The organism is Rhodococcus sp. (in: high G+C Gram-positive bacteria), from assembly GCF_049286785.1.
Taxonomy (GTDB): domain Bacteria; phylum Actinomycetota; class Actinomycetes; order Mycobacteriales; family Mycobacteriaceae; genus Rhodococcus_F.
On record NZ_JBAQEO010000886.1, the window covers coordinates 1 to 2,479 of the forward strand.

The following is a 2,479-nucleotide window of genomic DNA, read 5'->3' on the forward strand; positions in this document are numbered from 1 at the left end:
ATCCTGGCGGGCCTCGACCGCCATCCTCGTTGCTCGTTCCTTCAGCCCGACACTGTACTTCCGTGGTGCTGCCACGCTCTCCATCCTTCACAGGTTCGAGAGCCTCCGACAGACCCGGGGCGATTCATTGCTGGCAAAGATTGCATTTCAGGCTGGACGCCAAATTTTAGCTATCAAACCCGGAAAACCCGGTGTCGGTGCTGGGGTGGGGTGGAGGGCCGTACTCGGGGAGAGCCTGACAACTCGGTTGTTCCTGCTGTCCGCTACTGTGGTGTTGCCGGCCTGGTCGACCGCGACACCCGTCGGTCCGTTGAGACCAGTGAATGGCAGGATCGACTGCGTTCCATCCGGGCTCAACCTCACCACGCGGTTTTTGTTGAAGTCCGTTACCTCGTCTGGTGCCATTGGACTTGGCGAGCTTGAGGCGGCCTTCTCGACGGTTCCGCACTCGCTGATCAGGAGTTCGACTGCCTTGGCTTCTTCGATGACGTCGAAGTCGCGGCGGCCGACGTTCTCGATGACCGCCGCCGCAAGCAGGGTTATCCGGTCCTTGACGACCTCGTCCTTGACGACGATGTCGAGCGAGGGATGGCCGAAGTTGTCGGCGGCGGCAGGGCGCCGGCACCCGTTGATCGCGATCCACCGGGCGAGCCCGATCTTGGTTTCGTCCTCCGGATGCAGCCGCAGGTAGGCGTCCCGGTGACCACGAGTGCGGGTTGGGGTTGGGTGTCGGTGATCGAGACCAGATCGCTCTGACCAGATCGCTCAGGTCGCCGAGGTCGTCGTGTGGGTTGCGCGGGTTTGGTGCCAGCTCATTGCGTGGCGCGTTGGTCGGTGTCGCGCCGGCGGGAGGCCGGTCGACGGGGGAGTTGTCGCCGACGACGCCAGCGAGGGGTCGCCAGGTTGGTGCGGTGCCGCGTGCCATCACCGACCACCGTCGATCCGCAGCTCGAGAGCCAGCCGGTGGAAGTCCTCGCGGGCTTGCAGCGCCACCCGGTTGGCGGGGTACTCGGTGACCACCAGTCCGTCTGCGCTCGCCCGCGCGTGCAGTCTGTAATGGCGGATCACGGTTTTCGCGAGTGGTCCATTTGTTCGCGCGTATGAACTCTTTGGTTTCCTCGAGGTCGAGCTTGCCGTCGCGGGGATCCCAGTTGTTGATCACGACCGTGTTCGGAATGCCGCGGGGCTCGAGGACTTTTCGGATCGTTCGGGCGGTGGGATCAAAGAAGAGCGGTTCGGTTTCCATCGGCCGCTCCTGCCAATGTTACAGACGAGATAAGGAAGGCAGACGCGTCGAGGGGCGAAGAAGTAATGTACGTGAACTTCCGACCAATCGAGCCACGATTCGGCCCTCGCTCTGGTTACGATTCCCGCCTGAATGAAATCGGTTGTAGCACTTTATCGAATGGGGTCGACATGCCAAACATCACATTGACAAGGACTGATCGGCGGCGTCCGCGTGGCACACACGCAATTGCTGTCACAGGCATCGCTGCGTTGTCCATGGTTCTGGGGAACGGCACCGCCTCGGCGGCAGTCGATAACGCCAGTTCCGTCGTCGACGTGGAGGGTAATCGAATCGAGGTGCTGCAGGGTGATACCTCGTATCAAGTGGTTCCGCCGCTCGATGGGGTTCCCACCAGCGTCGAGTTCTTCCACAACGGGTACGCGGGGGTGAACATCTCCGGCCCGAACGCCGAGGAGTTCGAGGGAACCAAGCTCACCATGGGCTACCAGATCGGCTACCCGGTCGCACTTGCCGGTGCGACGATTGTGCTCAACACGCCCAACCTGGACTGGGCGGTGGGCACCGAGAACAGCATTGATTTCACCTTGGACATCGACCCAACCGATGGGATTGACCTCCCGGACGAGTTGGGTGTCAGTGCCGGTAACAACGCCGAGATCGGTGGATCCATCATCCCGTCGCAGGAACTCGACATCGACCTCGAGCCCGGTGGCATCACCGAGGTGCCGCTGCTCGAGGATCAGGAGTTCGATGGGTCCGAAGCCTTGGTGCGTTTGCAGGGCGTTCATGGCTCGATCTCCGGGGCAATCGGCCCGGTCACCATCCGGCCGTACGCCAGGGCTGTCACGGAGGACGGCGACACGGTCATGACGTACGGTGTGCCGCAGAAGCTGAATTGATCGCTCTGCCAAACGCAGCCGCGTGAACGAGCGCCCCGGAAACTCCGGTTTCCGAGGCGCTTCGCGTTCGGGACACCGACTGGCAGAGGTGAGACGCGCGAAAGCACTACCCGGAACTTACCTGTAGAAGAGTTTCGGGCAACCTCTGACCGGCCGCACCCTTCCGACCGTCGATCACCTACCACCCCGATCTCGTAGCGGTCCGCGATCAATTGGCTGGCGGAGGGAAACCTCGGCGCCTCCTGTTCGCGGCGAGGTGTTGTCAGAGGGGTTCGGTGTCGTCGAGGGTCTCGGTGGCCGCTCGTTCGACGAGCAGGGGGACGAAATCGCG

At 62.6% G+C, this 2,479-nt stretch carries 3 protein-coding genes and 1 pseudogene; 1 reads left to right on the plus strand and 3 read right to left on the minus strand.

The window, feature by feature from the left end; translation table 11 throughout:
• Positions 1 to 147: 147 nt before the first annotated feature.
• A complete protein-coding gene (locus WAW17_RS31485; RefSeq protein ID WP_422336753.1) occupies positions 148 to 405 on the minus strand; it encodes a hypothetical protein in 258 nt (85 codons plus the stop codon).
• A gap of 519 nt (positions 406 to 924) precedes the next feature.
• Positions 925 to 1,249: pseudogene (locus tag WAW17_RS31490) on the minus strand (ParA family protein); the annotation flags it as partial.
• Between the two features lie 167 nt (positions 1,250 to 1,416).
• Between WAW17_RS31490 and WAW17_RS31495 the strand changes: the two are divergent.
• Positions 1,417 to 2,148: an MspA family porin gene (locus WAW17_RS31495; RefSeq protein WP_422336754.1), complete on the plus strand. Its 732-nt coding sequence runs from the start codon at positions 1,417 to 1,419 to the stop codon at positions 2,146 to 2,148.
• A gap of 262 nt (positions 2,149 to 2,410) precedes the next feature.
• Here the strand turns inward: WAW17_RS31495 and WAW17_RS31500 are convergent.
• Positions 2,411 to 2,479 (minus strand): three-helix bundle dimerization domain-containing protein (locus tag WAW17_RS31500; protein WP_422336755.1); only part of this gene is annotated, 69 nt, incomplete at its 5' end.

What these genes read in the sequence shown, in the direction of transcription:
- WAW17_RS31495 (WP_422336754.1), top strand. Translation starts at nt 1,417, where the DNA reads ATGCCAAACATCACATTGACAAGGACTGATCGGCGGCGTCCGCGTGGC.
- WAW17_RS31485 (WP_422336753.1), bottom strand. Translation starts at nt 405, where the DNA reads ATGGCACCAGACGAGGTAACGGACTTCAACAAAAACCGCGTGGTGAGG.